Below are 221 nucleotides of genomic sequence, written 5' to 3'. Positions count from 1 at the left end.
TTGAGAGTTGAACTCTCAAAACTGACCAACGAGTGAGCATCCGGCGACTTTCGTCGTCCGTAATATTTGAATGTTCTCGTTGCAGAGAACGATTCTCCATAGAAAGGAGGTGATCCAGCCGCACCTTCCGATACGGCTACCTTGTTACGACTTCACCCCAATCATCTACCCCACCTTCGGCGGCTGGCCCCTTGCGGTTACCTCACCGACTTCGGGTGTTG

1 rRNA gene is annotated in these 221 nt (G+C 52.5%); it reads right to left on the bottom strand.

The features are described from left to right. Positions 1-102 precede the first annotated feature (102 nt). Positions 103-221: ribosomal RNA gene (locus tag GNP95_RS25630) — 16S ribosomal RNA — on the bottom strand; the annotation flags it as partial.

Origin of the sequence: Paenibacillus woosongensis (assembly GCF_009725165.1) — a bacterium.
Taxonomy (GTDB): domain Bacteria; phylum Bacillota; class Bacilli; order Paenibacillales; family Paenibacillaceae; genus Fontibacillus; species Fontibacillus woosongensis.
The sequence above is the reverse complement of the archived record's forward strand: the minus strand, read 5'-3'. Positions and strand labels throughout refer to the sequence as shown.